General features: G+C 62.8%; 21 protein-coding genes. 5 read left to right on the forward strand and 16 right to left on the reverse strand.

Annotated features, from left to right (window positions below):
* The first annotated feature begins 150 nt into the window (after window positions 1-150).
* On the forward strand, window positions 151-1686 hold the full coding sequence (lysS, locus tag L0U82_RS11160; protein ID WP_233830876.1) for a lysine--tRNA ligase: 1536 nt from the start codon (window positions 151-153) through the stop codon (window positions 1684-1686).
* Window positions 1687-2070: 384 nt separating this feature from the next.
* On the forward strand, window positions 2071-2820 hold the full coding sequence (locus L0U82_RS11165; protein ID WP_233830878.1) for a glycine zipper 2TM domain-containing protein: 750 nt from the start codon (window positions 2071-2073) through the stop codon (window positions 2818-2820).
* 125 nt (window positions 2821-2945) lie between these two features.
* Here L0U82_RS11165 and iscX read toward each other — a convergent pair whose 3' ends face one another.
* The 10 genes from iscX to L0U82_RS11215 all read right to left on the reverse strand — a co-directional run bounded on the left by iscX (window position 2946) and on the right by L0U82_RS11215 (window position 10236).
* Window positions 2946-3143, reverse strand: a complete 198-nt coding sequence (iscX, locus tag L0U82_RS11170) for a Fe-S cluster assembly protein IscX (protein WP_013588918.1) — start codon at window positions 3141-3143, stop codon at window positions 2946-2948.
* A gap of 15 nt (window positions 3144-3158) precedes the next feature.
* Window positions 3159-3500, reverse strand: coding sequence for an ISC system 2Fe-2S type ferredoxin (gene fdx / locus L0U82_RS11175; protein ID WP_062129615.1), 342 nt, complete (start codon window positions 3498-3500; stop codon window positions 3159-3161).
* Window positions 3501-3639: 139 nt separating this feature from the next.
* Window positions 3640-5511 carry a Fe-S protein assembly chaperone HscA gene (hscA, locus tag L0U82_RS11180; RefSeq protein ID WP_233830880.1) on the reverse strand — a complete coding sequence of 624 codons (1872 nt, stop codon included), beginning with the start codon at window positions 5509-5511 and terminating at the stop codon, window positions 3640-3642.
* A gap of 228 nt (window positions 5512-5739) precedes the next feature.
* Window positions 5740-6267 (reverse strand): Fe-S protein assembly co-chaperone HscB, encoded by a 528-nt coding sequence (gene hscB / locus L0U82_RS11185; protein WP_233830883.1) that lies wholly within the window; start codon window positions 6265-6267, stop codon window positions 5740-5742.
* Window positions 6268-6447: 180 nt separating this feature from the next.
* The gene (gene iscA, locus L0U82_RS11190; protein ID WP_062129612.1) at window positions 6448-6771 is read right to left on the reverse strand and encodes an iron-sulfur cluster assembly protein IscA; all 324 of its coding nucleotides are present in this window, start codon (window positions 6769-6771) and stop codon (window positions 6448-6450) included.
* Between the two features lie 85 nt (window positions 6772-6856).
* Window positions 6857-7270, reverse strand: a complete 414-nt coding sequence (gene iscU, locus L0U82_RS11195; protein ID WP_129959360.1) for a Fe-S cluster assembly scaffold IscU — start codon at window positions 7268-7270, stop codon at window positions 6857-6859.
* A gap of 73 nt (window positions 7271-7343) precedes the next feature.
* The gene (locus L0U82_RS11200) at window positions 7344-8567 is read right to left on the reverse strand and encodes an IscS subfamily cysteine desulfurase (RefSeq protein WP_233830886.1); all 1224 of its coding nucleotides are present in this window, start codon (window positions 8565-8567) and stop codon (window positions 7344-7346) included.
* 81 nt (window positions 8568-8648) lie between these two features.
* On the reverse strand, window positions 8649-9179 hold the full coding sequence (gene iscR, locus L0U82_RS11205) for a Fe-S cluster assembly transcriptional regulator IscR (protein ID WP_233830888.1): 531 nt from the start codon (window positions 9177-9179) through the stop codon (window positions 8649-8651).
* 158 nt (window positions 9180-9337) lie between these two features.
* A complete protein-coding gene (locus L0U82_RS11210; protein ID WP_233830890.1) occupies window positions 9338-9835 on the reverse strand; it encodes a low molecular weight protein-tyrosine-phosphatase in 498 nt (165 codons plus the stop codon).
* Window positions 9836-9996: 161 nt separating this feature from the next.
* Complete coding sequence (locus tag L0U82_RS11215) at window positions 9997-10236, reverse strand: hypothetical protein (RefSeq protein WP_233830892.1); 240 nt, start codon at window positions 10234-10236, stop codon at window positions 9997-9999.
* Between the two features lie 271 nt (window positions 10237-10507).
* Between L0U82_RS11215 and L0U82_RS11220 the strand changes: the two genes are divergently transcribed.
* Window positions 10508-11017 (forward strand): hypothetical protein, encoded by a 510-nt coding sequence (locus tag L0U82_RS11220; protein WP_233830895.1) that lies wholly within the window; start codon window positions 10508-10510, stop codon window positions 11015-11017.
* A gap of 130 nt (window positions 11018-11147) precedes the next feature.
* Here the strand turns inward: L0U82_RS11220 and L0U82_RS11225 are convergent, their stop codons facing one another.
* Window positions 11148-12563, reverse strand: a complete 1416-nt coding sequence (locus tag L0U82_RS11225) for a lactate utilization protein B (protein WP_233830898.1) — start codon at window positions 12561-12563, stop codon at window positions 11148-11150.
* 150 nt (window positions 12564-12713) lie between these two features.
* Window positions 12714-13436: a (Fe-S)-binding protein gene (locus tag L0U82_RS11230; RefSeq protein WP_233830901.1), complete on the reverse strand. Its 723-nt coding sequence runs from the start codon at window positions 13434-13436 to the stop codon at window positions 12714-12716.
* Between the two features lie 178 nt (window positions 13437-13614).
* Here L0U82_RS11230 and L0U82_RS11235 point away from each other — a divergent pair, with 178 nt between their 5' ends.
* Window positions 13615-14427, forward strand: coding sequence for an IclR family transcriptional regulator (locus tag L0U82_RS11235; RefSeq protein WP_233830903.1), 813 nt, complete (start codon window positions 13615-13617; stop codon window positions 14425-14427).
* A gap of 129 nt (window positions 14428-14556) precedes the next feature.
* On the opposite strand, the gene pbpG is transcribed toward L0U82_RS11235, so the two are convergent.
* A complete protein-coding gene (gene pbpG / locus L0U82_RS11240; RefSeq protein ID WP_233830906.1) occupies window positions 14557-15750 on the reverse strand; it encodes a D-alanyl-D-alanine endopeptidase in 1194 nt (397 codons plus the stop codon).
* A gap of 786 nt (window positions 15751-16536) precedes the next feature.
* Between pbpG and L0U82_RS11245 the strand changes: the two genes are divergently transcribed.
* The gene (locus L0U82_RS11245; RefSeq protein ID WP_233830909.1) at window positions 16537-17109 is read left to right on the forward strand and encodes a phasin family protein; all 573 of its coding nucleotides are present in this window, start codon (window positions 16537-16539) and stop codon (window positions 17107-17109) included.
* 448 nt (window positions 17110-17557) lie between these two features.
* On the opposite strand, the gene lpdA is transcribed toward L0U82_RS11245, so the two are convergent.
* The 3 genes from lpdA to aceE form a co-directional block, all read right to left on the reverse strand.
* Window positions 17558-19321 carry a dihydrolipoyl dehydrogenase gene (gene lpdA / locus L0U82_RS11250; protein ID WP_267929341.1) on the reverse strand — a complete coding sequence of 588 codons (1764 nt, stop codon included), beginning with the start codon at window positions 19319-19321 and terminating at the stop codon, window positions 17558-17560.
* 258 nt (window positions 19322-19579) lie between these two features.
* A complete protein-coding gene (gene aceF, locus L0U82_RS11265) occupies window positions 19580-21235 on the reverse strand; it encodes a dihydrolipoyllysine-residue acetyltransferase (protein WP_233830912.1) in 1656 nt (551 codons plus the stop codon).
* A gap of 81 nt (window positions 21236-21316) precedes the next feature.
* A complete protein-coding gene (gene aceE, locus L0U82_RS11270; RefSeq protein WP_233830915.1) occupies window positions 21317-24022 on the reverse strand; it encodes a pyruvate dehydrogenase (acetyl-transferring), homodimeric type in 2706 nt (901 codons plus the stop codon).
* Window positions 24023-24165: the final 143 nt, after the last annotated feature.

Below are 24165 nucleotides of genomic sequence, written 5' to 3' on the forward strand. Positions count from 1 at the left end.
CGGCACCGGCTGCGCCGGCTTTGCGCCCTTTTGCTCGATTTGCTCTTGCCTCATTTGCCTCTTGCCTCAATTTGCCGCCTGAGGTTTTTACACTGACCGGCCCCGCGCACGCGAGGCACCCCGCCGCGGGCCACCGAATACCAACTCATCATGACCGAACCGACCCAGCAGAATGCGGCGCCCGTCGCGCCCGAAGCGGACGACAACAAGATCATCGCCGAGCGCCGCGAAAAACTGCGCGAGTTGCGTGAGCAAGGCGTCGCCTATCCGAACGATTTCCGTCCCACGCATCACGCCGACGATCTGCAGGCGCAGTACGAGCACGCCGACAAGGAAGCGCTCGAAGCGAACCCGCTTGAGGTAGCGATCGCCGGCCGCATGATGCTCAAGCGCGTGATGGGCAAGGCGAGCTTCGCGACCGTGCGCGACGGTTCGGGTCAGATCCAGTTCTTCATCACGCCGGCCGACGTCGGTCAGGAAACCTACGACGCGTTCAAGAAGTGGGACATGGGCGACATCGTCGCCGCGCGCGGCGTGCTGTTCCGCACCAACAAGGGCGAGCTGTCGGTGCGCTGCACCGAACTGCGTCTGCTGTCGAAGTCGCTGCGCCCGCTGCCGGACAAGTTCCACGGTCTCGCCGACCAGGAAATGAAGTACCGCCAGCGCTATGTCGACCTGATTGTCACGCCGGAAACGCGCCGCACGTTCATCGCGCGCACCAAGGCGATCGCGTCGGTGCGCAACTTCATGGCCAAAGCCGACTTCATGGAAGTCGAAACGCCGATGCTGCACCCGATTCCGGGCGGCGCGGCGGCCAAGCCGTTCTCCACGCACCACAACGCGCTCGATATGCAGATGTTTCTGCGCATCGCGCCGGAGCTGTACCTGAAGCGTCTGGTGGTCGGCGGCTTCGAGCGTGTGTTCGAGATCAACCGTAATTTCCGTAACGAGGGCGTGTCCGTGCGCCACAATCCGGAATTCACGATGATCGAGTTCTACGCGGCCTACACCGACTACGCGTGGGTCATGGACTTCACCGAGCAACTGATCCGCCAGGCTGCGATCGATGCGCTCGGTACGGCCACCATCACCTATCAGGGCCGTGAGCTCGATCTGTCGAAGCCGTTCCATCGTCTGACGATCACCCAGGCGATCCAGAAGTACGCGCCGCAATATACGAACGAACAGCTCGCCGACAGCGAATTCCTACGCACCGAGCTGAAGAAGTTCGGTGTCGACGCGTCGCAGCCGCAATTCCTGAACGCGGGCGTCGGCGCATTGCAACTGGCGCTGTTCGAAGAGACCGCCGAGTCGCAACTGTGGGAGCCGACTTACATCATCGACTACCCGATCGAAGTGTCGCCGCTCGCGCGCGCGTCGGACAAGGTGGATGGCATCACCGAGCGTTTCGAGCTGTTCATCACCGGTCGCGAAATCGCCAATGGCTTCTCGGAACTGAACGATCCGGAAGACCAGGCCGCGCGCTTCAAGAAGCAGGTCGACCAGAAGGATGCCGGCGACGAGGAAGCGATGTACTACGACGCCGACTATATCCGCGCGCTCGAATATGGCATGCCGCCGGCGGGCGGCTGCGGTATCGGCATCGACCGGCTGGTGATGATGCTGACCGACAGCCCGAGCATCCGCGACGTGATCCTGTTCCCGCATCTGCGTCGCGAGGATTGAGCGTCAGCCGCTGATTGCGGCGGCCCACCGTTGCGCCCTATGCGCGGCGACGTCTTCATCTAGGCAAACGCCCGGCCCATGCCGGGCGTTTCTATTTCCACGCCGCTTGTGCGCGAGCTCCGTCTGAACACTGGGCACCAAGCCGGGATTGCTTTTTGCTCCGCAGCGGCTTGTAACCAGTGGTAAAAGCCGCGCAGTCGCGCGCGAACAGCCGTTGCGGCTGTTGGGGTCGAATCTCGCGGAGAGCGAGGCGCGCCGCGCGCGTTGGCGTAACGCGGACTGCCAGTCGATGCGGCGACAGTTACAAATTGAAACGCCGCCCCGATCGAATTGCCCGACACTCGATCTCACAAGAGTCGGCTCTGCCAGAAACGGAGGCCAAAAATGGACAACCCTACTCAATCGTCACAACCCCGTCGTCTTCATCCTCTGATCGCGGTCGCCGCCGGCGCGGTGCTGATCGCGAGCCTCGTCGCGACCGCGGCGATCACAGGCGTGTTCCCGAAAGCATCGAGCACGAGCGAGCAGAACGATCAGACCCAGGCCGCGCAGGTCGCGACGCAGCCGCCAGGTGTCGTCGATTCGGCTGCGCCGGTTAGCCCGTCTCCGTCCGCGCAACAGCAGGCCGCGCAACCGCCAGCAGAAGTTCAGCAGCCGGCGCAGGCGGTTCCCACTCCAGCGCAGCAGCAATATGCGCAGCAGGCGCAGGCCGCACCGCAGTATGCGCAGCAACCGACGCAGCAACCAGTACCGCAGGCGCCGCCGCAATATGCACAACAGCCGGCGCCACAACCTGCTTACTGCTCAACCTGCGGCACGGTCGTCGCCATTTCGGCGGTACGTCAAGAGGGGCATGGCACCGGGATCGGCGCAATCGGCGGCGCGGTAGCAGGTGGGGTGGTCGGCAACCAGTTCGGCGCCGGCGGCGGCCGCACCGCGATGACGCTGCTCGGCGCGCTCGGCGGCGGGCTCGCCGGCAATTCGGTCGAAAAGCATCTGCGCAGCTCGACGTCTTACTCGGTGCGCGTGCGAATGGAAAACGGCAAGACGCGCTACTTCACCTATCACGAGGCGCCGCCGTTCCGCGACGGTGAGCGCGTGCGCGTTCAGAACGGCGGGCTGGTGGCGGACTGACGTAGCGCCGGAACCGGCGGCTTGCCTACTCAGCAATACTCGCAGCAATACCCACGGCAATAAAAAAGGCGATTCCATTGGAATCGCCTTTTTTTGTCAGATCTCGCGACACCGCCAGGCGGCGTTCAGTAATCCGCGTCTTCGATCCACGCTGCCTGAATCGCTTCGAGAATCTTTTCGTTCGAGCGGTTCGGATCGTCGTCGAATCCTTCCAGTTCGGTCACCCAGCGGTGCAGGTCGGTGAAACGCACCTGCTGCGGATCGACGTCCTGATGCTTGTCCGTCAGAGCCATCGCGATGTCTTGCGTATCGGTCCATTTCATGGCTGCGCGCTCCTGTTAGTGGTTTTCCTTCGCGTGATTGATCGAGTAACGCGGAATTTCGACGACCAGATCCTGTTCATCCGGCACGATCGCCTGACACGACAGACGCGAAGCCGGTTCGAGCCCCCACGCCTTGTCCAGCAGATCGTCCTCGTCTTCCTCGGATGGCGTCAAGGCGGCGAAACCCTCACGCACGATCACGTGACAGGTCGTGCACGCGCAGGACTTCTCGCACGCGTGCTCGATTTCGATACCGTTATCGAGCAGGTTGTCGCAGATGCTCTTGCCGGGAACGGCATCGATCACCGCGCCTTCCGGGCACAGTTCGACGTGAGGCAGCACAACGATTTGAGGCATACAGTTTCCGTTTGGGTCTGAGGCACGGCGACTGCCAGCAATGCCACCTGCAGGCTCCGTACCATTCTAGTGGCGCCATACGGACTTTTTAAGTCCGCGCCGGCGCGCTTCGGTTGTTCGTGAACGTGCCGCGCGTCGCTCAGATCTCGTCGAGCTTGCGGCCCGACAGTGCCCGGCGAATGCCCTTGTTCATACGGCGCGCGGCGAATTCGTCGGTGCCTTCGGCGAGCGCCTTGGTGGCCGCTTCGATCGCATCCGCGTCGTCGCTTTGCGCCACGTCGCGCAGCGCGATGAGCAGCGCATCGAGCGCGGCGCGTTCGCTGTCGTCGAGCAATTCGGCGTCGGCGGCGAGCGCCGCGTCGGTTGCTTCGACCAGACGGCGCGCCTCGACCTGCGCTTCGCGCAACGCCCGCGCGCGCATGTCGATTTCGGCGGTCGAAAAGCTGTCTTCGAGCATGCGCGCGATGTCGTCATCGGCGAGGCCGTAGGACGGCTTGACCACCACCGACGCCTCGACGCCCGAGCCCAGTTCGCGCGCGAACACCGACAGCAGACCGTCCGCGTCGACCTGGTAGGTCACGCGAATGCGCGCCGCGCCGGCGGCCATCGGCGGAATGCCGCGCAGCTCGAAGCGCGCGAGCGAACGGCAATCGCTGACCAGCTCGCGCTCGCCTTGCACGACATGGATTGCCATCGCCGTCTGGCCGTCCTTGAAGGTCGTGAAGTCCTGCGCGCGCGCGACCGGAATCGTCGAGTTGCGCGGGATGATCTTCTCGGTGAGGCCGCCCATCGTCTCGACGCCGAGCGACAGCGGAATCACGTCGAGCAGCAGCCACTCGTCGCCGTCCGCGCCCCGATTGCCGGCGAGCAGATCGGCCTGGATCGCCGCGCCCAGCGCGACGACCTGATCGGGATCGAGATTGACGAGCGGCGGCTGGCCGAAGAACGCCTCGACCGCGCGGCGGATCACCGGCATGCGCGTCGCGCCGCCGACCAGCACGACGCCCTTGATCTCCTTCGTCGTCACTTTCGCGTCGCGCAGCGCTTTTTTCGTCGGCCCCAGCGTGCGCTGCACCAGCTCCTGCGTCAGGGTGTCGAAAGTAGCTTCGTCGATCGTCAGATCGAGCGTGGCGCCGTTCGACAGCGTTGCCTTGAGAGCAGCAGTCGGCGCACTCGACAGCGCCTCCTTGACGTCACGCACGCTATCGAGCAGCAGACGCACGTCCTGCGGCGCGAGCGTCTGCCGCTCGATCCCTGCCTGTTCGAGCACGTGGCGATACAGCGCATGATCGAAATCGTCGCCGCCGAGCGCGGAATCGCCGCCCGCCGCGAGCACTTCGAACACGCCCTTCGTGAGCTTCAGGATCGACAGGTCGAAGGTGCCGCCGCCGAGGTCGTAGACCGCGTACAGCCCTTCCGCGCCGTTGTCGAGACCGTAGGCGATCGCCGCCGCGGTCGGTTCATTCAACAGCCGCAGCACGTTCAGGCCGGCAAGATGCGCGGCATCCTTGGTCGCCTGGCGCTGGGCTTCGTCGAAATACGCAGGCACCGTGATGACCGCGCCGACCAGCTCGTCGCCGAGCGTGTCTTCGGCGCGCTGGCGCAGCGTCGCGAGAATTTCGGCCGATACTTCGACCGGGCTCTTCACGCCGTCGACCGTACGGATCTGCACCATGCCGGGCGCGTCGACGAAATCGTACGGCGCGTTTTCGGCGCCCTCCACTTCAGCCTTGCCGCGGCCCATGAAGCGCTTGACCGACACGATCGTGTTACGCGGATCGCTGGCGGCTTCGGCCTTCGCCTTGCGGCCGATACGGCGGCCGCCCTGTTCCAGGTAGCGCACCACCGACGGCAGCAGTACGTGCCCGTCTTCGTCGGGCAGCACGTCGGGTGACCCGCTGCGCACGGCGGCAACGAGGGAGTTGGTGGTGCCGAGATCGATACCGACCGCCAGGCGCCGCTGATGAGGCGCCGGCGCCATGCCGGGTTCGGAGATTTGCAGTAAGGCCATCTGGATCTTCTCGGGGACGTTGTGCCCCGTCCTGAATGTTCGCGTTGCTGGGGTGTGATGCCGCGGCTCTGGGCCGCCATGCCGTTTCTGTTTTTCTCTGCCGCTTGTTGCTGCTACCGCTGGGTTGCCACTGTGCTATCGCTTGCTGCCGTTTACTGGCGCTAACTGGCATCGCGCCGTGCGCTGACCAATCCAGGCTGTCGCGCGCTACGTGCCGCCCAAACCGCGCTAGCCTTCGAGCCGCTCGATCTGCGCATCGATTTCGGAGGCGACGCGCTCAATGAACATCAACTGGCGCACTGCTTCACCCGCCGCCTGATTCGCGCCGCTGTCGAGCGACGCGCCGAGCTTGTCGAAACGCTGGCGTTCCTCGTCGCGCAGTTCGGCCAGCAACGCGTCGAGCGCATCGACATTCTTCGCCGCCGCCGCGTCCTCGATGTTTTCGCGCCACTCCATCTGCTGCATCAGAAACGCCGGCTCCATCGCCGTGTTGTTCTCCGCGCCGACGTTGATGCCGCGCAGCGACAACAGATAAGTCGCGCGTCTGAGCGGATCGCGCAGCGTCTGATACGCCTCGTTCGTGCGCGTCGCCCATTGCATCGCGATGCGCTTTTGCGCGTCCCCAGCCGCCGCGAAGCGGTCGGGATGCACCTGCGCCTGCACGGTGCGGTACGCGTGATCGAGCGCGCTGGCGTCGAGCGCGAATTGCGCCGGCAAACCAAACAGGTCGAAGTGGCTATCGTTGAGCGAGGCCATCGGATTAAAAGTCCGTCGAGTAAAGCGCACCGGAGTGCGAGTCTGGGAACGGGGTCGGCAAGCGTTGGACTTGTGTTGGACTGATCCAGCCATCACCGGCGCTACGATCAACCGCCGCGGATCAAACTAAAAAGGCGGCACGCGCCGCCTTTGGTCCGCCGCACGCGGAAAGTGCCGAAGCTATACGCGGAACGACTCGCCGCAGCCGCATTCGTCCTTCACGTTCGGGTTGTTGAACTTGAAGCCTTCGTTCAACCCTTCGCGCGCGAAGTCGAGTTCCGTGCCGTCGATATACGCGAGGCTCTTCGGATCGACGACGACCTTCACGCCGCTCGTCTCGAACACCTGATCTTCGGGTGCGAGTTCGTCCACGTACTCGAGCTTGTAAGCAAGGCCCGAGCAACCGGTGGTGCGCACGCCGACGCGCAACCCGATGCCCTTACCGCGGCGGGTCAGATACTTCTGGACGTGCTGTACTGCCTTTTCGGTCAACGTAATTGCCATAACGTTTCTCAGTTGCGAGAGTGCGTGCGCGGCGCACATGTCACGCCGCGCTCACCGGTTACTTCGTTCTTTCTTACCCGGCTGCTCAGGCGGCCTTGCCGTCTTCGGCAACCGCTGCTTCGCCGTGGCGCTGCTTGTAGTCGGCGACCGCGGCCTTGATCGCGTCTTCCGCGAGGATCGAGCAGTGGATCTTCACCGGCGGCAGTGCCAGCTCTTCGGCGATCTGCGTGTTCTTGATCGACATTGCCTGATCGAGCGTCTTGCCCTTCACCCATTCGGTGACGAGCGAGCTCGACGCGATCGCCGAACCGCAGCCGTACGTCTTGAACTTCGCGTCTTCGATGATGCCGTCCGCGCCGACGCGGATCTGCAGCTTCATCACGTCGCCGCAAGCCGGCGCACCAACCATGCCGGTGCCGACCGCGTCGTCGTCTTTCGAGAAAGAACCGACGTTGCGCGGGTTTTCGTAGTGGTCGAGGACCTTGTCGCTATAAGCCATGATTACACTCCTTGATTCGTTTCAACCTGCAATCCGATGAACCTGCAAGGTTCGATACCGCCCAGCCGGCGCGTCAGTGCGCGGCCCACTGGATCGTCGAAATATCGATCCCGTCCTTGTGCATTTCCCACAGCGGCGACAGATCGCGCAGCTTGGAAATCTTGTTCTTCAGCAGGTTGATCACGTAGTCGACATCCTGCTCGGTTGTAAAGCGGCCCACCGTGAAGCGGATCGAGCTGTGCGCGAGTTCGTCGTTGCGGCCAAGCGCGCGCAGCACGTACGACGGCTCCAGCGACGCGGACGTACAGGCCGAACCCGACGACACCGCGACATCCTTCACCGCCATGATCAGCGATTCGCCTTCGACGAAATTGAAGCTGATGTTCAGATTGTGCGGCACACGCTTTTCCATGTCGCCGTTCACATACACTTCTTCGATCTCCGACAGACCGTTCAGCAGCCGGTCGCGCAGCATGCGGATGCGCTCGTTTTCGGTCGCCATCTCCTCGCGCGCGAGACGGAACGCCTCACCCATGCCGACGATCTGATGCGGCGCCAGCGTGCCCGAACGCATGCCGCGCTCGTGACCGCCGCCGTGCATCTGCGCTTCGATACGGATACGCGGCTTGCGACGCACGTACAACGCGCCGATACCCTTCGGGCCATACGTCTTGTGCGCCGAGAACGACATCAGATCGACCTTCAGCTTTTGCAGATCGATCTCGATCTTGCCGGTGGCCTGCGCCGCGTCGACGTGGAAAATGATGCCCTTCTCACGCGTGATTTCACCGATCGCCTCGATGTCCTGGATCACGCCGATTTCGTTGTTCACCGACATCACCGACACCAGAATCGTGTCCGGGCGCAGCGCCGCCTTGAATACGTCGAGATCGATCAGACCGTCGTCCTTGACGTCCAGATACGTGACTTCGAAGCCTTCGCGTTCGAGTTCGCGGCAGGTGTCGAGCACGGCCTTGTGCTCGGTTTTCACCGTAATGATGTGCTTGCCCTTGCTCTTGTAGAAGTGCGCGGCACCCTTCAGAGCGAGGTTGTCCGACTCCGTCGCACCCGACGTCCAGATGATTTCGCGCGGGTCCGCGTTCACGAGCGCGGCGACCTGCTCGCGCGCTTCCTCGACTGCGCGCTCCGCGTCCCAGCCGTATGCGTGGCTGCGCGAAGCAGGGTTGCCGAACTGCTCGCGCAGAAACGGAATCATCTTGTCCACTACACGCGGATCGATCGGCGTCGTGGCGCTGTAGTCCATGTAAATGGGCAGATGGAGAGAGTCGTTATTCATCAATTGCTCCGGGGACGTCATGTGCTCTGGCTTCTGGATTCTCTGTCGGGCGCGGTGGTGTTCTCTAATTCGTACCGCGCCTCAGGAACCGGCCATGTTGAAAACGGAATTGGGCCCTTTCGGCGCCGTGCGGACGGGTTCGACCGCCGGCGCTTCGCTGCGCCTGTCGCGCAACACCGCCGGCGCGCCTTCGCGCGAGCGCTGCTGGTCGACCAGATCCTTGAGGGAAACCGAATCGAGGTATTCGACCATTTTCTGGTTCAGCGTCGACCACAGTTCGTGCGTCATGCAGTGGCCGTCGTGCTGCTTCGTGCCTTCGCACGTGCCCTTACCGCCGCACTGGGTCGCGTCGAGCGGTTCGTCGACCGCGATGATGATGTCGGCCACCGTGACGTCTTCCGCACGGCGCGCCAGATTGTAGCCGCCGCCGGGTCCGCGCACGGATTCGACGATTTCATGGCGGCGCAGCTTGCCAAATAGCTGCTCGAGATAGGACAGGGAGATATGTTGGCGCTGGCTGATACCCGCAAGCGTCACCGGGCCCTGCTCCTGGCGCAGTGCCAGGTCGATCATCGCCGTGACGGCGAAACGGCCTTTCGTGGTGAGTCTCATATAGTGTGGGAACCGCAATTCTCGACAAGTTTGGTCAAGTATAAATACATGAGCGATTTAGTCAAGTATGACCGGCAAAATTTGAGTCATTTGCTTAATTGATCGTCGAACCGGCGCTGCATCCGGGCGCATCACGGCTGCCCGGATTCACCGCGACGTCAGGCGAGCAACCGCGCCCGCAGTTCGGCGATCAGCCCGCGGCAGGCGGCCTCGCATTGATCGAGCACCTGCTCGAAGCCTTCCTTGCCGCCGAAATACGGATCAACGACTTCGCGTGCGCCATGCCAGCGATCGTCCGTTTCCGGCACGAATTCCATCAGCAGATGGATTTTGTCGCGCTGCGCGGGCGGACAAACCTGCCGCAGCGCGGTGATGTTGCGCTCGTCCATCGCGACCAGCAGATCGAAACGCTCGAAATCCGCACTCTTCAACTGGCGGCCGCGCAACATGCCCAGTTCATAACCGCGCTGGCGCGCCGCGTGCTGTGCGCGCTCGTCCGGTGCCTCGTCAATATGCCAGTCGCCAGTGCCCGCGGAATCGATCAGGATGCGGTCCGTCAGTTGCGCTTCCTCGACGAAATGGCGCATCACACCCTCCGCCGTTGGCGAACGGCAGATATTCCCGAGGCAGATGAAACATACGGACACGGTTTTCATCAGGAATTTCCGGCGCTCGAAGCGCACGTATAGATCAACAGACGCAACGCGGACTGCGCCGGGATTTTACAAACCGCGATCGAATCCCACCGGGCGTCACACGCCATGTAAGCCTGGTGGGCGCCGCCGCGAACCGACCACGCTCGCCGCTATTTCGTTAGTTACGATGCCTCGGCGGCCGGCACTGCCGTAGTACCGCGCATGGGCTTGGCCGGCAATGCCGCCGACGTATCGATCATGCCGTACGACACCGCGCGCGCGAGTTCGGCGGTCAGATGATTAGCATCGAGCGGCGTCTGCGGCACGCGGGAGTTGGCCCGGCTGCCGATGTTCAGATATGCGAGTGCGACGAGCGGTACAACGATGGCGAGAGGCCAGTACACCGATATTGTCTTTTTCATGATGTCGTTTCCAATAGAGGCTCATGAGCTTGTAGCCCACTATGCCAAGTCGAAATGCTATAGGAATTGACAATCAGGGAAAACCCACTAATACGAGATAGATCGTTGCTTGAAACGGAACAGTCAAGCGACGGCTCTTTCCCGGCAGTGTTCTTCAAGCAGGCACGAAAAAGAAATCCTTACAAACACACACAAAGCTGCCGCGACGGACGGCGATAATAGTGGTCTCATGCTTACATCAACATTTCTTCGCACTTGCAGTGCTCCCAAAATGAAACGTCTCGCACCTCTCGCTGGCCTCGTGGCCGCCGCCCTGCTCGGCGGCTGCGCGGTCTATCCGGACGGCACACCGATGTACGGAAACAACGGCTATAGCGGCTACGAAGGCTATGACGGCTACGCTCCCGGCGCCGCAGTCGTGCCACAAACCAACGTCTATCTCGGGTATGGCAACTACGCCGAACCTGGGCGTTATTACGGACCGGGACCAGGCTATCGGGGCTACCCCGATCACGGCCGGCCGAACGATAACGACTGGCATCACGGCGATCACGGCAACCACGGCGGCGGCGATGGTAGATCGGGACAACCGCACGGCGGTCCGCCGCCACAAGGCGCCGCGGCCGGCCCGCGCGGGCCAAGCGGCTCGAATGGCGGCCCGCATCCCGGCGCAGGCGGCCCGCCGCCGGCACAGCCACAGGCGGGCAACGGCGGCGGTCGAGGCAGCGCATGGGTGAGAAATACGCCAGCGCGTCAGCCTGGCCAGCCGACGGATCACTGAACACATTGAAGGTTGAGCCGTTCAGAACCACCTGCGCAGGATGAAAGCCGAGGCCGCGGCAGATTCTCCCGCTGCGGCCGGCTCGATACTCGCCGTCCGACCGGCAATCTCCTTCTGACGCGCCGCCCGCCTAGCCGATATGGCTGCGCTGCGCGGCATACAACTCCCTGAAGGTGCGCCCCACCGGTGCCGGCATATCGCGCGTATCGGTCCAGCCGGCGCCGCCAAGGGGCAGCTTCGCGATCGAGCGATTACGTCCGCCCATCCGCTCCATCACACGCACGGCCAGTTTGGTGACGAGTGCGTACGCATCGGGATGCAACGCCAGCCAGCCCCACAGCGCCAGCCCTGCGCGCTCCTTCCATGGCCGCAGACGCCGCTCCATCTGCTTTTCGCGCAGCTTGCGCAGCAGGTCGGATAGAGGAATGCCGACCGGGCAGACGCTATTGCACTCGCCACACAGCGTCGCGGCCTGCGGCAAGTCGAGCGCCTTGTCAATCCCCACATAACTCGGCGTCAATACCGATCCCATCGGGCCCGGATAGACCCAGCCATACGCGTGGCCACCGACCTTCTGATAAACCGGGCAATGATTCATGCATGCGCCGCAGCGAATACAGCGCAGCATCTCCTGAAAGTCGCCGCCGATCAGTCCCGTGCGCCCGCCATCGACGAGCACCACGTACATGTGCTCGGGACCGTCCTGATCGCCCGCGCCACGCGGACCCGTCAGCATCGAAAAATAGTTCGACGTCGCCTGCCCGGTCGCCGAACGCGGCAGCAGACGCATCGCCGTTGCGAGATCTTCCAGCGTCGGCAGCACCTTTTCGATACCGGTGACGGCGACATGCACTCGCGGCATGACCGTGCACATGCCTTCGTTGCCCTCGTTGGTCACGACGACGACCGAGCCTGTTTCCGCGACGATGAAGTTGCCGCCCGTCACGCCCATGTCCGCGCTCAGAAAATGCGGACGCAACATCTCGCGCGCTTCGCGCGTCATATCGGGGATTTCGGTCAGGCGAGGCCGGCCATGCGTCTTCGCGAACAGGTCGGCGATTTCGTCCTTATCCTTGTGAACGACCGGCGCGATGATGTGACTCGGCGGCTCGTTGTCGTTGATCTGAAGAATATATTCGCCGAGATCGGTTTCGATCGACTGCACGCCCATCTGCCCGAGCACTTCGTTCAGACGCATTTCCTCGGTGACCATCGACTTGGTCTTGATCACCTTCTTCACGTCGTGCTTGCGCGCAATATCGCCGATTAGCCGCGCGGCCTCCTGCGTCGTCTCGGCGAACAGCACGGTCACGCCGCGCCGGGTTGCCTCGCGTTCGAAGGTTTCCAGCCAAACGTCGAGATTCTCCAGCGCGCGATTGCGGCGTTCCTTCAGCGCGGCACGGGTCGCCGGAAAGTCGATGGCGGTCATCGCGCTCGCGCGCGCCGACACGAACTTGGTGGACAGCTTGGTCAGGTTCTGCTGCAGACGCTGGTCGGCGAGTTTCTGACCGGCGCGAGCCTTGAACTGCATCGATTGAACTTGCATGGCAGCCTTGGTGGAATCGGATCGAAACGCGCGGCGCGAACTCAGGCGCGGCGCAATGCATAAAACGGCTGGGAAACGGGGGCAGGCGAACCAGCCACCAGCGACGAGCGCCCCGGAGCGACTCGATATCGCCGCGCCTCGTGCGCGAGGCTATGCGTCGCCGGCCAGCACCTGCGCGATATGCAGCACGCGCGTGGTCGAATCGCCGTTGCGCCGCAACCGGCCTTCGATATTGAGCATGCACCCGAGGTCGCCGAGCACCACCGTGCCCGCGCCGCTCGCGGCGATATTCGCGCATTTTTCGTCGACGATCGCGGTGGAGATGTCACCGTACTTGACCGCGAACGTGCCACCAAAGCCGCAGCAGTGCTCGCAGCCCTTCATCTCCGTCACGGCGACGCCCACCTGCGCGAGCAACTCGCGCGGCTGCGTCTTGACGCCGAGTTCGCGCAAGCCCGAGCACGAATCGTGATAAGTCACCTGCTCCACGCTCTCTCGTGGTTGCAACTGCACCTTCGCCACGTTGACGAGGAAATCGGTCAACTCGAATACCCTGGCGCGCAGGCGGCCGAAGCGATTCATCAGGTCGGGATCATCGGCGAACAGGTCGCCGTAGTGCGCGCGAATCATGCCGCCGCACGAGCCCGACGGCACCACCACGTAGTCGAACTGCTCGAATTCGCGCAAGGTTTTCTCGGCGAGATCGCGCGCAAGACGGCGGTCCCCCGAGTTGTACGCGGGTTGCCCGCAGCAGGTTTGCGCGGGAGGCACCACGACCTCGAAACCGGCGCCTTCGATCAGCTTGATGACCGAAAAGCCGATTTCGGGACGCATCAGGTCGATCAGACAGGTGACGAACAATCCGACTCGCATGAGCCCTCCTTCGGGGAAACGTCCCTGATTATCCGCTGTTTGTCAGGCAATACCAACGGGCCGAAAGGCATAGGACATGCGGCGCGCCGATTGCAAGAGCGCCTCGCAGCGCGTTCGCTTTTTTCACCATACGAGATACAATCAGTTTTCGCTGTTTGACGCATCCAACGATTCTCATATGAGCGATACCAATCCGGATCCCAAAACTTCGATCCAGGTGATCGAACGCATGATGCGCCTGCTCGACGCACTGGCAGCGCATAGCGACCCGGTCAGCCTGAAGGAACTGGCGCTGCGCACGGAGTTGCACCCATCCACCGCGCACCGCATTCTGAACGACATGGTGATGTGTCGGCTCGTCGACCGCTCGGACCCCGGCACCTATCGTCTTGGCATGCGCCTGCTCGAACTCGGCAATCTCGTGAAGGCACGCCTGTCGGTACGCGACGCGGCGCTCACGCCGATGCGCGAGTTGCACCGTCAAACCGGGCAGACCGTGAATCTGTCGGTGCGTCAGGGCGACGAAATCGTCTATATCGAGCGCGCGTATTCGGAGCGCTCGGGCATGCAGGTGGTGCGGGCGATCGGCGGACGCGCGCCGCTTCATCTGACTTCGGTCGGCAAACTGTTTCTCGCCGCCGACGAAGCGACCCGCGTGCGCGCCTACGCCACGCGTACCGGCCTGTCGGGCCACACGCAAAACAGCATCACCGATCTGGCGAAACTCGAGCGCGAGTTGTCGCACGTGCGCCAGCAAGCCTGCGCGCGCGACAACGAAGAGCTGGAGCTTGGCGTACGTTGCATCGCCGCCGGCATTTACGACGATACCGGCAAGCTGGTCGCGGGCCTGTCGCTCTCCGCGCCGGCGGATCGTTTGCAGGATTCGTGGCTTGGGCAACTGAGCCAGACGGCACTGATGATTTCGGAATCGCTCGGCTATCGGCCACAGGTCCAGCAGGATCACTCGCATCACCACGGACAACATACGTAACGCGGGTACCGCACGGCTCATCACATGCTTGTCTGCGCTACACAAAGAAAAAAGCCTCGCAAATGCGAGGCTTTTTTATGCGGCAATCGCGGCCGGCCTGAACAAGACGGCCGCGAATTCACGTGAGCTTCAGGTACCCGCGCCGCCAGCGTCGGCGCTCGTGATACGCGGCTGCTGATCGCCGCCGTTGTCGAGCCACGTGCGAAGACGCGACGCATCCGCAAAGCGCGAGTATTTACCCGACGAGTCGAGCAGCACCATGATCATCGGACGGCCATGGATGGTCGCCTGCATCACCAGGCACTCGCCCGCTTCGTTGATGAAGCCGGTCTTTTGCAGACCGATGTCCCACGTCGGATTGCGCACCAGCGCGTTGGTGCTGTTGTAGGCCAGCGTGCGCTTGCCGGTATACACCTCATAGCTGTGATCGGTCGAGAACCTGCGGATCATCGGATACTGATATGCAGCGTTGACCATCTTCACCAGATCGCGCGCACTGGAGACGTTCTGGCTCGTCAGACCGGTCGGGTTTTCGAAGTGCGTGTCGTTCATGCCGAGCTGCTTCGCCTTCGCGTTCATCGCCGCGAGGAACCCCGGACGGCCGCCCGGGTAGTAACGCGACAACGCCGCCGCCGCGCGGTTTTCCGACGCCATCAGCGCAATGTGCAGCATGTCCTCGCGCGAAAGCACCGAACCTACCGACAGACGCGAACCCGTGTTCTTCTCGTAGTCGCGGTCTTCGTCGGTGACTTCGATCTGCTCGGTCATCGGTGCTTTCGAATCGAGCACCACCATCGCGGTCATCAGCTTCGTGATCGATGCGATCGGCACCACCGCGCGCGAATTTTTGTCGAACAGCGGCTCGCCGTTGTTCTGGTCGATCACATAGGCAACGCTCGAGCGCAGCATCAGCGCATCCGGCGTTTCATGCAGACCGAATGCCTGGCCGACTGACGGCGGGCGAGGTTCATACGCCACCCGGCGCACGACCGAGTGGTGGCGGCCGTTGGCCGCGAACGTCACGCGCTTGCGTTTGACGCCTGCGCGGGGCGCTTCCTCCTCCGCGGCGGCGGTCTTCACGGCCGCGCCCTTGCCGGATTTCGCCGCCCGGCTCGACACCTTCGCGGGGGTCGCCTCCGGCGCCGGCTTTTTGGCGGTTTTGGTGTGTTTGGAAGTTTTTGCGGGTGCAGCAGAAGTGGCTGCGAAAGTGCTGACAGGCGTAGCAAGCGCCGCCGCGACGGCCATCGAGACGGCCACCGACAGAGCGGTGGCGCGCGCCGCGCCGTGGATCACTTTTAGCGACGAAAACATGTCGGTTTTCATGGGTGTTCGATAGGGAGCGGCGAGAGGTTTCCGCAAGTGTAGTAAAGCAACGAAAAATTAGCAATTTGAAGCACTTATACGCGCTCCTTAAACCGGCTTGTAAGCTCCGATCGCGAAAACACAAATAAGTGCCGCGCCTCGATCGAAAAAAACGATCGTCGCCCGCCATGCCTCGCCCTAGCCGCCGCCCGCAAGAACCGGACAGATTCTTGCAGCATAACGGCAATTTCGAGACAGGCTTGATTCGGGGAAATACGGCCAGAACCTCGGCGGCGCTTCCGCCGCCGTGCAATGAGGGCGTTGCGCATTCGCGGCGACGCTGTTAAGCGCCCGCCGAAAATCGCTGACGCGCGTTCGACTGTCTTCGATTCTTAACGTTCCGTGGCACTCACCGGTTTACATGAATTGACGATTTACCGGCTTCCAGGGACCGATCGATTGTACCCGGCTCGCGATACCGTCCGCATGAGCCGTTTTTTTCGGTAAAAATAACCTTATTTCAGGGGTACGATCAGCATTTTTTGCGTACACTGAATGCGGTGCAGCGACTAAAGCGCCGTGCGTCATCTTAATGACATGCCTACTGCATAACCTATTGTTTTATCAATATTTTCTTAATATTGTGCGACGCACAAAAAGCGCTTGACATTCTCTTTGGTCATCCTAAAATGGGAACCATTGCTGCGATGCACAAACCGTCGCGGTCCAGGCAGACGATCAACCCTGCGTCTCGCCACTAACCCAATGCGGTCCGCCCAGACAGGCCGCAATCCAGGAGCGTAAACCATGACTCTGCTGACCCCTGAGCAATTCGCCGCAGCCCAGAAAGCCAACTTCGAAACCCTGTTCGGCCTGACGACCAAAGCATTTGAAGGCGTCGAAAAGCTGGTCGAGCTGAACCTGCAAGTCGTGAAGTCAACGCTCGCCGAAAGCCAGGAAAACGCTCAACGCGCGCTGTCCGTGAAGGACGCGCAGGAACTGCTGGCACTGCAAGCGAGCCTCGCGCAGCCGGTGGCTGAAAAGGCGCTGTCGTATGGCCGGCACGTGTACGAAATCGTTTCGGCAACGCAAGGTGAATTCACCCGTGTCGCTGAAGCCCAGTTCGAAGAACAGAACCGCAAGGTTCAGGCACTCGTCGAAAACGTCGCGAAGAATGCGCCGGCTGGCTCGGAAACCGCTGTCGCCGTGATGAAGTCGGCTATCACCGCCGCTAACACGACGTACGAAACGGTTCACAAGGCAACCCGTCAGGCTGTCGAAATCGCTGAAAGCAACTTCAACGCAGCTGCAACCGCTGCATCGAAGGCAGCTTCGCAAGCCGCCGCGCAAGCATCGCGCGCCGCCAAGAAGACGGTCTAAGTTTCGCGTCTTTTGCACACGCCGGGCTTCGACCCGGCGTCGTCGTCTTCACGCCGGCCCCGCATTTCTGCTGCGCCGGCGTTTTCGCAAGCAACAGCGTCGTGCCGTTGCCGCTTACACGGTTTGATTGGCCGAACGCTCCGATACGTTGAACTGGCGTATCGTTTGCCCGGTCGTCAGGCCGGGATTTTTTTGCTTGCTTCTTTGCCAGCCTCCTCGGTCATCTCCCGGCCTGCCGCCTGTTGCTAGGCACCGTTGGGCGGCGTAGGCGCAGGACACGCCCGCTTTGCCATCGGAACGGAATCGCACAACACAGGTCTGGCGCATCAAATCCCGCCGCAAAAAAGAAACGGCGCGCCCCGCAAGGAGCGCGCCGTTTTTTTATCGACCAATCTTATTGGCCACCCCGCTCCGCGCGCATATCGCGATGCGCGCGGAGCGATGAGCATTACTTCTTCTTGACCGGCGGCAGATCGGTACACACACCTTCGTACAGTTCCGCGGCCATGCCAACCGATTCGCCGAGCGTCGGATGCGGATGGATCGTCTTGCCGATATCCGTCGCGTCCGCGCCCATTTCGATCGCGAGGCACACTTCGCTGATCAGATCGCCCGCATTCAGACCGACGATGCCGCCGCCGATCACGCGATGCGTCTCTTCATCGAACAGCAGCTTGGTGAAGCCCTCGTCGCGGCCGTTGGCGATCGCGCGACCCGACGCGGCCCACGGGAACACCGCCTTGCCGAACTTGACGCCCGCGGCCTTCAGCTGGTCCTCGGTCTTGCCGGCCCACGCCACTTCCGGATCGGTATAAGCCACCGACGGAATCTGCATCGCGTCGAAGTAGGCCTTCTCGCCATGCGCGGCTTCCGCCGCCACGTGGCCTTCGTGCACCGCCTTGTGCGCGAGCATCGGCTGGCCGACGATATCGCCGATCGCGAAAATATGCGGCACGTTCGTACGTTGCTGCTTGTCGACGTCGATGAAGCCACGATCCGTCACCGCGACGCCGGCCTTTTCCGCGCCGATCCGCTTGCCGTTCGGCGTGCGGCCCACCGCCACCAGCACGAGGTCGTAGCGCTGCGGCTCAGCCGGGGCCTTCTCGCCCTCGAACGACACATAGATGCCATCGTCCTTCGCTTCCGCCGCGGTGGTCTTGGTCTTCAGCATCACGTTCGCGAAACGCTTGCTGTTGTACTTCTCCCAGACCTTGACCAGATCGCGGTCAGCGCCGGCCATCAGGCCGTCGAGCATTTCGACCACGTCGATCTGCGCGCCGAGCGTCGAGTACACCGTCGCCATTTCCAGACCGATGATGCCGCCGCCGATCACGAGCATGCGCTGCGGAATCTGTCGCAGCTCGAGCGCGCCGGTCGAATCGACCACACGCGGATCTTCCGGAATGAACGGCAGCTTCACCGCTTCCGAACCCGCGGCGATGATCGCCTGCTTGAACTTGACGACCTTCTTGCCGCCTTCGGTCTGCACTTCCATGTGGTTCGGATCGACGAACGCGCCGGTGCCCGTGACCACCTCGACCTTGCGCATCTTCGCCATGCCGGCGAGACCGCCGGTCAGCTTCTTGACGACGCCCGACTTGAAGTCGCGCAGCTTGTCGAGATCGATCTGCGGCTTGCCGAACGTGATGCCGTGCGAGGCCAGATCCGCCGCCTCGTCGATGACGAGCGCGGTGTGCAGCAGCGCCTTCGACGGGATGCAGCCGACGTTCAGACACACGCCGCCGAGCGTCGAATAACGCTCGACCAGCACGGTCTTCATACCGAGATCGGCGGCGCGGAACGCAGCCGAATAACCACCGGGGCCCGAGCCGAGCACGAGCATGTCGCACTCGATATCGGCACCACCGGAATAGCTGCCGGCCTGCGGTGCCGGCGCGGCGGCCTTCGGCGCAGGCGCGGGCGCAGCAGCAGGAGCAGGTGCCGCGGCTGGCGCCGCCGCCGGCTTCGCATCCGCCGAGGCTTCGACGAGCGCGATCACCGTGCCCTGCGAAACCTTGTCGCCCGGCTTGATGCGTACTTCCTTGACGGTGCCGGCGGTATCGCTCGGCACTTCCATCGACGCCTTGTCGGATTCGAGCGTCAGCAGCGACTGCTCTTTCTCGATGACGTCACCCGGTTTGACGTTGACTTCGATGACGTCGACGTCCTTGAAGTCACCGATGTCCGGCACTTTTACTTCGACGAGACTCATGGTGTCCCCTTCTCCTGTTGATCGTGATGAGCGAAGAACCGCAACATTCGGCCAGACCGGCGCCACAGGCATGGACAGAAACATCCTTTGCCGTCCGCCCAAGGACGCGCCTTTCTTTTGCCTACTTTTCTTTGGAAGACAAAGAAAAGTAGGTGCCGCCCCGCACAGGGGCGACACTAATAGACCGACAAGAAAGCAGGTTCTACAGAGAGACGCGGATCACAGACAAAAACCCGCGCCCCGCGCAATCACCACCTATCAAAGAATCACACGCCGGAAATCGGCAAGAATCGCACCCAGATACGCATTGAAGCGCGCAGCTTCTGCACCGTCGATCACACGATGGTCGTAAGACAGCGACAGCGGCATCGTCAGACGCGGCTCGAACTGCTTGCCGTCCCACACCGGCTTCATCGCGCTACGCGACAGACCGAGAATCGCGACTTCAGGCGCGTTGATGATCGGCGTGAAATGCGTGCCGCCAATGCCGCCCAGCGACGAGATCGAGAAGCAGCCGCCCTGCATCTGGTCCGGCTTCAGCTTGCCCTCGCGGGCTGCCTTCGACAGATCGGCCATTTCCTTCGCGATATCGACGAGGCCCTTCTTGTCCGCGTCGCGGATCACCGGCACCACGAGACCGTTCGGCGTGTCGGCGGCAAAACCGACGTGGTAGTACTGCTTGAACACCAGGTTATCGCCGTCGAGACTCGCGTTGAAGGTCGGGAATTTCTTCAGCGCCGACACCACGGCCTTGATCACGAACGCCAGCATCGTGAACTTCACGCCGGCCTTTTCGTGCTCCTTGTTCAGCTTCACGCGCAGCGCTTCGAGTTCGGTGATGTCCGCTTCGTCGTTGTTCGTGACGTGCGGGATCATCACCCAGTTGCGATGCAGGTTCGCGCCCGAGATCTTCTTGATGCGCGACAGCGGCTTCGGATCGACCGGACCGAACTTCGTGAAGTCGACCTTCGGCCACGGCAGCAGGTTCAGCTCGCCGCCGCCCGCCGGTGCCGCGGCAGCCGCAGGTGCTGCGCGCTGGCCGGTCATCACGCCCTTCACGAACGCGGTCACGTCCGCCTGGGTAATGCGGCCCTTCGGACCCGTGCCCTTCACCTGGCCGATATCGGCGCCGAGTTCGCGCGCGAACTTGCGCACCGACGGCGACGCATGGCTCGGATGGCGCGAGCCGCCCTCGCCTGCCGGAATCGACGGCGCCTGCGCGAGCGCGGACGGCGCCGCAGCCGGTGCCGGCGCGGCCGCTGCGGGAGCCGGCGCATCGGCCGGCTTCTCGGCCGCCGGCTTCTGCGCGGGCGCGGCAGCCGGTGCCGCGGCACCAGCGTCCGCTTCGAGCACGACGATGACCGAGCCTTCCGACACGGTATCGCCGACCTTGACCTTCACTTCCTTGACGACGCCGGCCGCCGAACTCGGCACGTCCATCGTCGCCTTGTCCGATTCCAGCGTCACGAGCGACTGCTCTTTCTCGACGCGATCGCCGACCTTCACCGCGACTTCGATCACGGGAATGTCTTTGTAGTCGCCGATATCCGGCACCTTGATTTCCTGCACGCCACCGCCGCTCGCGGCCGGTGCGGCAGCAGGAGCAGGTGTGGGCGCAGGTGCCGCGGCGGGAGCCGGCGCAGCGGCCGGAGCCGGTGCGGCAGCGCCACCTTCAGCGCTCTCGACGATCACGATCAGCGTGCCTTCCGACACGTTGTCGCCGACCTTGACCTTCACTTCCTTGACGACGCCGGCCGCCGAACTCGGCACGTCCATCGTTGCCTTGTCCGATTCCAGCGTCACGAGCGACTGCTCTTTCTCGACGGTATCACCCGCCTTCACCAGCACCTCGATCACAGGAATGTCCTTGTAATCGCCGATGTCCGGCACCTTGACTTCGATCGCTTGACTCATTGTTAGTGTCTCCTGGGCCACGCGCGCCGCCCGCCCCTCGTGGGGAGCGGGCGGCGCGCGTCATGGCACACGGGTGATGCCTTAGACGGTCATCGGGTTGGGTTTGGCGGGATCAAGGTTGTACTTCTTGAGCGCCTCGGCGACCACCTTACGTTCGATCGTGCCTTCGTCCGCCAGCGCGTTGAGCGCGGCGACCGTGACCCAGTAGCGATCGACTTCGAAGAAGTGACGCAGCTTTTCGCGCGTGTCCGAACGGCCATAACCGTCGGTACCCAGCACGACGAACTTCTGCGGCACGAACGCGCGGATCTGCTCGGTCAGCGCGCGCACGTAGTCGGTCGATGCAATGACCGGACCCGGCGCATCCTTGAGCAGCTTCTCGACATGCGAGACCTTCTTCTCTTCGGTCGGGTGCAGCAGGTTGAAGCGCTGCACTTCGTGACCTTCGCGCGCGAGTTCGGTGAAGCTCGGCACGCTCCACAGATCGGCGTTGACGCCCCAGTCCTTCTTCAGCAGGTCGGCCGCGGCGATCACTTCGTTGAAGATCGTGCCCGCGCCCATCAGCTGCACGTGCGGCGTCTTCTTGTCGGCCTCGGTCTTGCTGAACGAGTACATGCCCTTGATGATGTCCGCCGCTACGCTCTCCAGGCCCGCGCCCTGCGGAATCGCCGGATGCTCGTAGTTCTCGTTCATCACCGTGATGTAGTAGTACACGTCTTCCTGCTCAGCGACCATGCGGCGCAAACCGTCCTGCATGATGACAGCGAGTTCGTAACCGAACGTCGGGTCGTAGCTGATGCAGTTCGGCACCGAAGCGGCCCACAGCAGCGAGTGGCCGTCTTCGTGCTGCAGACCTTCGCCGTTCAGCGTCGTACGACCCGCGGTACCGCCCAGCAGGAAGCCGCGCGAGCGCATGTCACCGGCTGCCCATGCGAGGTCGCCGATGCGCTGGAAGCCGAACATCGAGTAGAAGATGTAGAACGGGATCATGATCTCGCCGTGCGTCGAATACGACGTCGCGGCTGCGATCCAGTCGGCCATGCCGCCGGCTTCGTTGATGCCTTCCTGCAGGATCTGACCGGTTTCCGATTCGCGGTAGAACATCAGCTGGTCGGAATCTTCCGGCACGTACTTCTGGCCGTCCTGATTCCAGATACCGATCTGGCGGAACAGACCTTCCATACCGAAGGTACGCGACTCGTCCGGCACGATCGGCACGACGCGCTTACCGAGCGCCTTGTCCTTCAGCAGGATGTTCAGGATCCGCACGAACGCCATCGTCGTGGAGATCTCGCGGCCTTCGCCCGTGCCCTTCAGCAGCGGCTCGAACGCAGCCAGATCCGGCACCGGCAGCGATTCGGCCTTCTGACGGCGCGCCGGCAGATAGCCGCCGAGTTCCTGGCGGCGGGCGCGCATGTACTCGAGTTCCTTCGAGCCTTCGTCGAAGGTCAGGTACGGCACGTCGACAATCTGTTCGTCGGTGATCGGCAGACGGAACTGGTCGCGGAATTTCTTCAGCTGCTCCACCTGCATCTTCTTCTGCTGGTGGGTGATGTTCATCGCCTGGCCGGCTTCGCCCATGCCATAGCCCTTGATCGTCTTCGCGAGGATGACGGTCGGCTGGCCCTTCGAATTCGTCGCTTCGGTGAACGCCGCGTAGATCTTGTGCGGATCGTGGCCGCCGCGGTTCAGGCTCCACACGTCTTCGTCGGACCAGTCGGCGACCAGCGCCTTCAGTTCCGGCGTATTGAAGAAGTGCTCGCGCACGAACGCGCCGGATTCCGACTTGTACGTCTGGTACTCGCCGTCGACCACTTCCATCATCCGGCGCATCAGCACGCCGGACTTGTCGCGCGCGAACAGCGCATCCCAGCGGCTGCCCCACACGACCTTGATCACGTTCCAGCCGGCGCCGCGGAATTCGCTTTCGAGTTCCTGGATGATCTTGCCGTTACCGCGCACCGGACCGTCCAAGCGCTGCAGATTGCAGTTGATTACGAACACGAGGTTGTCGAGGCGTTCGCGGCCGGCCATGCCGATCGCGCCGAGCGATTCCGGCTCATCGGTCTCGCCGTCGCCGAGGAAGGCCCAGACCTTGCGGCCGTCGGTCTTCGCGATGCCGCGCGCCTGCAGGTACTTCATGAAGCGCGCCTGGTAGATCGCCATGATCGGGCCGAGACCCATCGACACGGTCGGGAACTGCCAGAAGTCCGGCATCAGCCACGGGTGCGGATACGACGAGATGCCCTCGCCGCCGACTTCCTGACGGAAGTTGTCAAGCTGCTTGTCGCTCAGACGACCGAGCAGGAACGCGCGCGAGTAGACGCCCGGCGACGAGTGACCCTGCACGAACACGAGGTCGCCGCCATGCTCGGGCGACGGCGCATGCCAGAAGTGGTTGAAGCCGACGTCGTACAGCGTGGCCGCCGACGCGAACGATGCAATGTGGCCGCCGACGTTAGTGTCCTTGCCGGCGCGCAGCACCATTGCCATCGCGTTCCAGCGGGTGTACGAGCGGATGCGGTGTTCGAGGTCCTGGTCGCCGGGGATCTTCGCCTGGCGCGCGACCGGAATCGTATTGATGTAGGGGGTATTCGCGGAGAACGGCAGATGTTCGCCATGCACGCGGGCAAACTCGATCTGCTTTTCAATCAGGTAGTGGGCGCGGTCGGGGCCCACAGCAGAAATCACGCCATCCAGCGCTTCCAGCCATTCGCCGGTTTCCTGGGGATCGTCGTCTTTTTCGGCGGCGACATATTTCATGACTTCGTCGGGTACAGCGGACATGCTCGTCTCCTGGGTATGGGGAACGCACTTTGAACAGACGACGCGGACGAACACGGCCGCGGCAGGTTCCGGCCGATTGTAATAAGGGTCCCGACGTCCGTGCAACCAAATTTTCAAATTACGAGATTAATTCTCACAATGCG

The sequence above is a fragment of the Paraburkholderia sp. ZP32-5 genome (genome assembly GCF_021390495.1).
Classification (GTDB): domain Bacteria; phylum Pseudomonadota; class Gammaproteobacteria; order Burkholderiales; family Burkholderiaceae; genus Paraburkholderia.

What these genes read in the sequence shown, in the direction of transcription:
- lysS (WP_233830876.1), top strand. Translation starts at nt 151, where the DNA reads ATGACCGAACCGACCCAGCAGAATGCGGCGCCCGTCGCGCCCGAAGCG.
- L0U82_RS11165 (WP_233830878.1), top strand. Translation starts at nt 2,071, where the DNA reads ATGGACAACCCTACTCAATCGTCACAACCCCGTCGTCTTCATCCTCTG.
- iscX (WP_013588918.1), bottom strand. Translation starts at nt 3,143, where the DNA reads ATGAAATGGACCGATACGCAAGACATCGCGATGGCTCTGACGGACAAG.
- fdx (WP_062129615.1), bottom strand. Translation starts at nt 3,500, where the DNA reads ATGCCTCAAATCGTTGTGCTGCCTCACGTCGAACTGTGCCCGGAAGGC.
- hscA (WP_233830880.1), bottom strand. Translation starts at nt 5,511, where the DNA reads ATGGCCTTACTGCAAATCTCCGAACCCGGCATGGCGCCGGCGCCTCAT.
- hscB (WP_233830883.1), bottom strand. Translation starts at nt 6,267, where the DNA reads ATGGCCTCGCTCAACGATAGCCACTTCGACCTGTTTGGTTTGCCGGCG.
- iscA (WP_062129612.1), bottom strand. Translation starts at nt 6,771, where the DNA reads ATGGCAATTACGTTGACCGAAAAGGCAGTACAGCACGTCCAGAAGTAT.
- iscU (WP_129959360.1), bottom strand. Translation starts at nt 7,270, where the DNA reads ATGGCTTATAGCGACAAGGTCCTCGACCACTACGAAAACCCGCGCAAC.
- L0U82_RS11200 (WP_233830886.1), bottom strand. Translation starts at nt 8,567, where the DNA reads ATGAATAACGACTCTCTCCATCTGCCCATTTACATGGACTACAGCGCC.
- iscR (WP_233830888.1), bottom strand. Translation starts at nt 9,179, where the DNA reads ATGAGACTCACCACGAAAGGCCGTTTCGCCGTCACGGCGATGATCGAC.
- L0U82_RS11210 (WP_233830890.1), bottom strand. Translation starts at nt 9,835, where the DNA reads ATGAAAACCGTGTCCGTATGTTTCATCTGCCTCGGGAATATCTGCCGT.
- L0U82_RS11215 (WP_233830892.1), bottom strand. Translation starts at nt 10,236, where the DNA reads ATGAAAAAGACAATATCGGTGTACTGGCCTCTCGCCATCGTTGTACCG.
- L0U82_RS11220 (WP_233830895.1), top strand. Translation starts at nt 10,508, where the DNA reads ATGAAACGTCTCGCACCTCTCGCTGGCCTCGTGGCCGCCGCCCTGCTC.
- L0U82_RS11225 (WP_233830898.1), bottom strand. Translation starts at nt 12,563, where the DNA reads ATGCAAGTTCAATCGATGCAGTTCAAGGCTCGCGCCGGTCAGAAACTC.
- L0U82_RS11230 (WP_233830901.1), bottom strand. Translation starts at nt 13,436, where the DNA reads ATGCGAGTCGGATTGTTCGTCACCTGTCTGATCGACCTGATGCGTCCC.
- L0U82_RS11235 (WP_233830903.1), top strand. Translation starts at nt 13,615, where the DNA reads ATGAGCGATACCAATCCGGATCCCAAAACTTCGATCCAGGTGATCGAA.
- pbpG (WP_233830906.1), bottom strand. Translation starts at nt 15,750, where the DNA reads ATGAAAACCGACATGTTTTCGTCGCTAAAAGTGATCCACGGCGCGGCG.
- L0U82_RS11245 (WP_233830909.1), top strand. Translation starts at nt 16,537, where the DNA reads ATGACTCTGCTGACCCCTGAGCAATTCGCCGCAGCCCAGAAAGCCAAC.
- lpdA (WP_267929341.1), bottom strand. Translation starts at nt 19,321, where the DNA reads ATGAGTCTCGTCGAAGTAAAAGTGCCGGACATCGGTGACTTCAAGGAC.
- aceF (WP_233830912.1), bottom strand. Translation starts at nt 21,235, where the DNA reads ATGAGTCAAGCGATCGAAGTCAAGGTGCCGGACATCGGCGATTACAAG.
- aceE (WP_233830915.1), bottom strand. Translation starts at nt 24,022, where the DNA reads ATGTCCGCTGTACCCGACGAAGTCATGAAATATGTCGCCGCCGAAAAA.